Source organism: Magnetococcales bacterium, from assembly GCA_015231925.1.
In the GTDB taxonomy this organism is placed as follows: Bacteria; Pseudomonadota; Magnetococcia; order Magnetococcales; family JADGAQ01; genus JADGAQ01.
This window is the reverse complement of the sequence record JADGAQ010000215.1, coordinates 1-6,657: the sequence shown is the minus strand read 5'-3', so window position 1 is coordinate 6,657 and position 6,657 is coordinate 1. Positions and strand designations below refer to the sequence as shown.

Below are 6,657 nucleotides of genomic sequence, written 5' to 3'. Positions count from 1 at the left end.
CAATCGTTCCTCGCGGGCGTCGGTGCGGATGGGAAACCTGACGGCCCTCATTTGCATTTGCCCGGAAACTGGGTGATACTTTCCCCTGGCGATGTCAGCGAAAGAACCACGGGGTGTGCGGCAGCGGAACAGGCCCACTTCCGCTGCCGGGTGAGGGCCTCCACTGAGAGAAGTGCTGTTCCCATGCGTTTTGGTTTGATTTCCGACACTCACGACCATATCGTCAACATCCGGAAGGCGCTGGCCCTCTTTCGGGAGCGGCGGGTGGAGATGGTGCTGCATGCGGGCGATTTCTGCAGTCCGGCGGCGCTGCTGGCCTTTCGGGAGATGCCCTTTTCCGGGGTGTTGGGCAACAACGACGGCGAGGTCTTCGGGCTGATGCGGGCGGCCAGCGAGATCGGCGGTCGCCTGGAACGGGACGTGCTGGAGATGGAGATCGCTCCGGGTCAGCGGCTGGTGGTCTATCACGGCTACTCCCCGGCGGTGCGGCAGGCGCTGGTGGCCTGCGGCAGCTACACGGTGGCCATCTTCGGCCACACCCACAAGGTGGAGGACCGCCAGGCCGGGGTGACGCGGGTGCTGAATCCGGGCTCGGCCCACGGCTTCGTCAAGCGACCCACGGCGATGGTCTTCGATACGGTGGCGGGTTTGGCGGAATTGCTGGCTCTGGACGTTTGACGATCGAGGTGACAATGGCTCCGGAGACCCTCTGCCTGGTGGTGGACGACGATCCCGTCACCCGTCTGCTGCTGGAACGCTTCCTCACCCGATGCAACCATCGGGTGATCAGTGGCGAGAACGGGCAACAAGCCCTGGACCACTTTGCCGCACACCATCCCGACATCGTTCTGCTGGATGCCAAAATGCCGGTTCTGGACGGTATCGAGGCCTGTCGCCGCATCAAATCCCAGGCCGACGCACGCCATGTGCCGGTGCTGATCATCACGGGTCTCGACGACGAACATTCCGTGGACCGGGCCTTCGAAGCGGGGGCCTCCGACTATGTGACCAAACCCATCCACTGGGCCATTCTGCGCAACCGGGTGCGTTATCTGCTGGAGGTGGCGCGGGCGGAGCGGGATCGGCATCTGGCGGCCAGCGTCTTCGACAACACCACCGAAGGCATCGTGGTCACCGATGCCAAGGCCAGTATCCAGTCGGTCAATTCGGCCTTCACCCAGATTACCGGCTACGAGCTGGCGGAGGTGGTGGGTCAGAACATGAACCTGTTGAAATCGGGCCGTCACGGGGCCGATTTCTATCAACGCATGTGGCAAACCCTCCGAGAGCGGGGGCAATGGCAGGGGGAGATCTGGAACCGCCGCAAAAACGGCGCCATCTATCCCCAATGGGCCAGCATCAACGCCATTCACAACGCCCGTGGGGAGATCACCCAGTATGTGACCCTCTTTTCCGACCTGACCGCAGCCAAGGAGTCGGAAGAGAATCTGCTCTATATCGCCGGGCACGACTCGTTGACCGGGCTGATCAACCGCCTCTTCTTCATGGACCGGCTGAAACAGGCCCAGATCGAGGGCAGCCTGCACAAACGGCAGGTGGGGGTGCTGCTCCTCGATCTGGATCGCTTCAAGGTGGTCAACGACTCCATGGGGCACGAAACGGGTGATCAATTGCTGGTGGAGGTGGGGCATCGTCTGGAGAAGGCCCTGCCACCCTCCTGCACCCTGGGACGCATGGGAGGGGATGAATTCGGCATCATCATTCCGGCCCTGGAGGATTCCCAGGAGGCGGCCTCCCTGGCGGTGGACCTGCTGAAGGCGCTTGCCGGACCGGTGGCGATCGGCGACATGGAGATCTTCGTGGGGGCCTCCATCGGCATCGCCATCCATCCCGCCGACGGCGACGACGCCAACACCCTGCTCAAGGGGGCCGACAGCGCCCTCTATCTGGCCAAGGAGCAGGGACGCAACCACTACCAGTTCTTCCGTCACGAACTCAACACCTTCTCCATGGCCCGCATGCGTCTGGAAAGCGGGCTGCGACAGGCGGTGGAGCGGGGGGAGTTCCTCCTCTACTACCAGCCGCAATTCGACCTGAAGACCAATCGCGTGGTGGGGGTGGAGGCCTTGATGCGCTGGTCCCATCCGGAGCGGGGGTTGATTGCGCCGGGGGAGTTCATTCCCCTGGCGGAGGAGACGGGGCTCATCGTGGCCATGGGGGCCTGGGCCCTGAAGGAGGCCTGTCGCCAGGCCAAACTCTGGCAGCAGCAGGGGCTGCCCCCCTTGCGGGTGGCGGTCAATCTCTCCGGTCGGCAATTCCGCATGGCCGACTTTTCGGACATGGTCATGGCGATTTTGAACGAAACCGGCATGGAACACCATTTTCTGGAACTCGAACTCACCGAAAGCATCGCCATGGGCGATGTGGAAGAGACCCTCTCCCGACTGAAACGCCTCTCCAAGGCGAGCATTCGCCTCTCCATCGACGACTTCGGCACCGGGTTCTCCTCGTTGAGCTATTTGAAGCGGTTTCCCATCGACACCTTGAAGATCGACCGCTCCTTCGTGAAGAACTGCACCACCAATTCGGAAGATGCCGCCATCATTCGGGCTTTCATCGGTCTGGCCCACAGCCTGGGGTTGACGGTCATCGCCGAAGGGGTGGAGACGGAGGAACAGTTGACCTTCTTGAGAAACAACCATTGCAACGAGATTCAGGGATTCTACATCAGCCCGCCCTTGCCGGGTGAGGAGTGTCGGGATTTGCTGAGGCGGCTTTGATCGTCTTGGGGAGTGGCGGACTTGCAGGTAATACGGGGGTCCGGGGGGGATTATCCCCCCCGGCGGGGTCCGGGGCGGAGCCCCGGGGTTTTGCCGTTGACGTGGCGGGTCGAAGCCAAAAGAAGAAATACCAAACCTCGAACCACCTCCAAATTACGTTCCATCTTCGACCCGCCCGGAGGGGGCCAGGGGAGGGCCTCATCCTCCCCATCCTTGAACGTACCGACAAGACGCAGCCGGGACCGTTCGCCCGAACGTCAACACCTCGGGGCGCTGCCCCGAACCCCGCCGGGGGCATTATCCCTCCCGGTCCCCCGTAAAACTAACCACGTCACCCACGGTGAGCGGGTTTTATATCGGGAGTTCCGCCGAATTCGTTCAACTTCCTTGGCCCTCTGACCGATTTTTTTAGAGAGCATCGATCACATCCCAACGGGAGGGGTACGCCTTGTTCTTCTTCAAACACAAACTGGGCGAGGGGCAGGTGGGTTTGGTGGTCACTCCGGAAGGGGTGGCGGTGGCCCATGTCGTCTGGGAGGAGGAGCAACCGGTTCTGAAAAAGTGCTTCTTCGAGGAGAGCGCCGCTCAGGGCAACGTGGACGGTTTCATGCTGGCCGAGCTGCTGAAGAAGAACGAGCTGTTCCATTATCCCTTCGTGGGGGTGCTGCCGGACAACGTTTACGAAATCTTTCCCTTCGATGCCCCGCAGGTGCCTTTGTCGGAGATGGGGCTGGCCATCAAGTGGCGCTTGAAAGACCGTCTCGATTTTCCGGTCGAGGAGGCGGTGGTGGAGGTCTTCGATCTTCCGGGCAACCGTCCGGGGGAACCGCCCAAATCGGTCTACGTGGCCGTGGCGCGGGAGAGGGAGGTGCGGGCCTGCATTCAGCGCTTTCAGGATGCCAAGGTGACGCTGAAGGCGGTGGATATCCCGGAGCTGATCTTTCGCAACCTGACCTCACGGCTGGAGGACGACCGCGACGGCATGGCCAGCCTCTATCTGTGGCGTCGGCGCGGCCTGGTGATGCTGACCAAACAGAAGACCATGTATCTGGCCCGGCACATCAATACGGGTCTGGAACAGTTGATGGACGCGGTGGACGGACGCGGCACCATATCGGCGCGGGAGTTGGCCGGGGTCGGGCTGGTGGACGAGCTGGCTCTGGAGGTGCAACGCACCATGGACTATTTCGAGAGCCACTTTTTTCAATCGCCGGCGGCTTCGCTGCACATCGCGCCCATGGAGATCCCCTTTCCGAACCTGCCGGAGGTGATGGCCGACAAACTGGGCATGCGGGTCAAGCCGATGCAACTGGCCTCGATCCTGAAAATCGAGACGGAGGCCGCCGAACTGGATTTGGCGCGTTCCCTTTCCGCCATCGGGGCGGCCATGCGTCGTGATGAGACGGTGGAGGTTCCGGCGAAATGAGCCAACAGGTCAACTTCTTCCAGGAACAGTTCGTCGTCAAGAAGGATACCCTTTGCGCGGAAAACCTCCTTCTGGCCTGCATGGGTCTGATTCTGATTCTGACCGCGATTTCGGGCTATATGAACTGGCAGGGGGCGGTTCTGCAAGAGTCGCTGGTCATGCGCAAGGAACAGGAAAAACAGGAGGCCCTCAAGTTCGCGGAGATCGTCAAGAAGTATCCGATCCGGCAGAAGAGTCAGTCCCTGGAGATGGAGTTGGTCAAATTGATTCGGGACAAGAAGGGCAAGGAGCAGATTCTGCAGATGATGGGGGGGGAGCGGCAGGACAATATGCACGGATTTTCCAGCCATCTCCTGGCCCTGGTGGAGAGCAAGGTACCGGGGGTTTGGCTGGACGGCTTCGGTCTGTTCGACGGAGGCCGCCACGTTCTGGTTCAGGCCAGCACCCGCAGCGCCCGACTGGTGCCGGGATACGTGGAGAAGCTGGTGGCGCGGGAGGTCTTCCGGCAGAACGCCTTCCGACTCTTCGACGTGGCCCCGCGAACGGACCAGCCGGAGGTGTTGACCTTTCAACTGCGCACCAAGGAGTTGCGCATCGGACCGGAAGAGACCCCCGAGGGAGGAGGGGTCAACAAGGAGATGAGCGGCCCGTCGGATCGCTTGCGGCGCAACCTGAAGGACGGAAAAGGGTGAGTCCATGAGCAATTTGCGGGAACGGTTTCTCCTCGGGATGGAGAAGGTCGATGCCCTGACCCGGCGGGAACGGGTGATTCTGCTGGGTCTCTCCCTGGTGGTGCTGGGCGGCGGCTGGGACTCCCTGGTGCGTGGTCCCATGGAAGTGGAAATGGCCGCCGTGGAAAAGAGCGTCCATGAGGTGGACGGGCGCATCGCCGAGATCAAGAAGAATCAGAACATGATCCTGTCGCGCAAGGATGAGGATCCGGATCAGGAGAACACCGCCAAAAAGGCCCAGCTACAGAAGGAAATCGCCGATCTGGGCAAACTGCTGGAGAAGAACACCCGCAATCTGGTTCCGCCGGGGGATATGGTCAAGATGCTGCGGGCCTTTTTGCAGGAGGTTCCGGAGTTGACCCTGGTGCGCATGGAGACCAGGGCCCCGATCAGTCTGCTGGAGAAGAAAAAGAAGGATAACAAGGACAAGGGCAAAGACAAAGCGCCCAAACGGTTGGGCCTCTTCGCCGAAACCCCGGCCCCGGCGTCGGGCGCGGCGGACAAGGCCAAGGCCCTGCAACAGGGTGCGGCGGCGTTGAAGCAGTTGACCGGTACCGACAAGGAGCCGGCTGCGGCGGCCAAACCGGAGAACAAAGCCCCCGAAGAGGAGATCAATCCGGAAGATCTGGAGCGGGTCTACAAACACGAAGTGATTCTGGAGATGAGCGGAACTTACATGGCGCTGCTGCAGTATCTGCAAACCCTGGAGTCGGCGCCTTCGGTGGTTTTCTGGCAGGATCTGGAGTTTCTGGTGGGGGAGTATCCCAAGGGCACCGTCAAACTGACTCTTTACACCCTCAGTCTGACCGAGGCATGGCTTGGTTCTTGACATTGCCTTAAGGTATTAAGATGGATGACCTGAAAGAGCTTTTTCCCGACATCGCCCAGCCCCACGACCGGCTGTTCAAATGGCTGCTCTCCCATGCCGAAACCGCCGGGCATCTGTTTCGCGAGCGGCTTCCCGAAGCCATCGCCACTCGTCTGGCCCCGGAAGCGCCGGAGGTGGTGGAGGGGTCGTTCGTTCCGGACGCTCTGGCGGAGTTCCTCTCCGATAAACTCTTCCGGGTGCGGCTGATCGACGGCGAGAGCCTGTTGGTCCATGTGCTGACCGAACACAAAAGTTATCCTGACCGTCGGGTGGGCTGGCAGATTCTGCGGGGCATCGTGGCGGTTTCGGAACAGTCGCTGCGGGAGCAGGGCAGCGACTGGCGCCACCTGCCGGCGGTGGTTCCCCTGGTGGTCTATCACGGCGACACCCCCTGGCCCTATGACTGCGACCTGGTTTCCCTGGTGCAGGCGGAGGGGTGGTTGCATCCCTGGCTGTTGAACGTGCGCTACACCCTGGTGGATCTGGGCGGCATCGCCGATCCGCGTCTCTCCGGTTACGCCCGTTTGAGGGCGGGCCTTCTCGCCCTGAAATACGGCACCCGCAGCCCCCAGGAACAGATGCGGGCCATCGATCAGATTGCCGAAGCCCTGAAGCTGGCCCCGGAGTTGTTGACCCCGGTGATGTTCTACCTGATGGCCACGTTTCCGTTGTTGAAAGAGGAGACGGTGCATGGCATCATCAAGGTAGTCAACCCGCAGGAGGAAGCCGAAATGATGTCCATCTACGCGCAGGAACTGTTGGCCAAGGGGCGGGCCGAAGGCGAGGCCCGGGGCGAGGCCCGGGGCGAGGCCCGGGGCGAGGCCCGGGGCGAGGCCCGGGGCGAGGCCCGGGGCAAGGCACTTGGTGAGGCCTATGGTTTGCAGAAAGGGG

Annotated in this window: 6 protein-coding genes; all 6 read left to right on the top strand. The window is 61.8% G+C overall.

Annotated elements, in window-relative coordinates; translation table 11 throughout:
- Nucleotides 1-72 precede the first annotated feature (72 nt).
- Nucleotides 73-678 (top strand): metallophosphoesterase, encoded by a 606-nt coding sequence (locus HQL56_17270; protein MBF0311270.1) that lies wholly within the window; start codon nucleotides 73-75, stop codon nucleotides 676-678.
- Nucleotides 679-692: 14 nt separating this feature from the next.
- Entirely contained in the window at nucleotides 693-2,741 is a 2,049-nt protein-coding gene (locus HQL56_17265) for an EAL domain-containing protein (GenBank protein ID MBF0311269.1), read from the top strand.
- A 448-nt stretch (nucleotides 2,742-3,189) separates the two neighbouring features.
- Nucleotides 3,190-4,167: a hypothetical protein gene (locus HQL56_17260; GenBank protein MBF0311268.1), complete on the top strand. Its 978-nt coding sequence runs from the start codon at nucleotides 3,190-3,192 to the stop codon at nucleotides 4,165-4,167.
- Nucleotides 4,164-4,859 carry a hypothetical protein gene (locus HQL56_17255; protein MBF0311267.1) on the top strand — a complete coding sequence of 232 codons (696 nt, stop codon included), beginning with the start codon at nucleotides 4,164-4,166 and terminating at the stop codon, nucleotides 4,857-4,859. The genes HQL56_17260 and HQL56_17255 overlap by 4 nt, the downstream gene beginning before the upstream one ends.
- 4 nt (nucleotides 4,860-4,863) lie before the next feature.
- Nucleotides 4,864-5,727, top strand: coding sequence for a hypothetical protein (locus tag HQL56_17250; GenBank protein ID MBF0311266.1), 864 nt, complete (start codon nucleotides 4,864-4,866; stop codon nucleotides 5,725-5,727).
- A gap of 20 nt (nucleotides 5,728-5,747) precedes the next feature.
- Nucleotides 5,748-6,657: Rpn family recombination-promoting nuclease/putative transposase (locus HQL56_17245; protein MBF0311265.1), on the top strand; the 910-nt coding region annotated here is incomplete at its 3' end.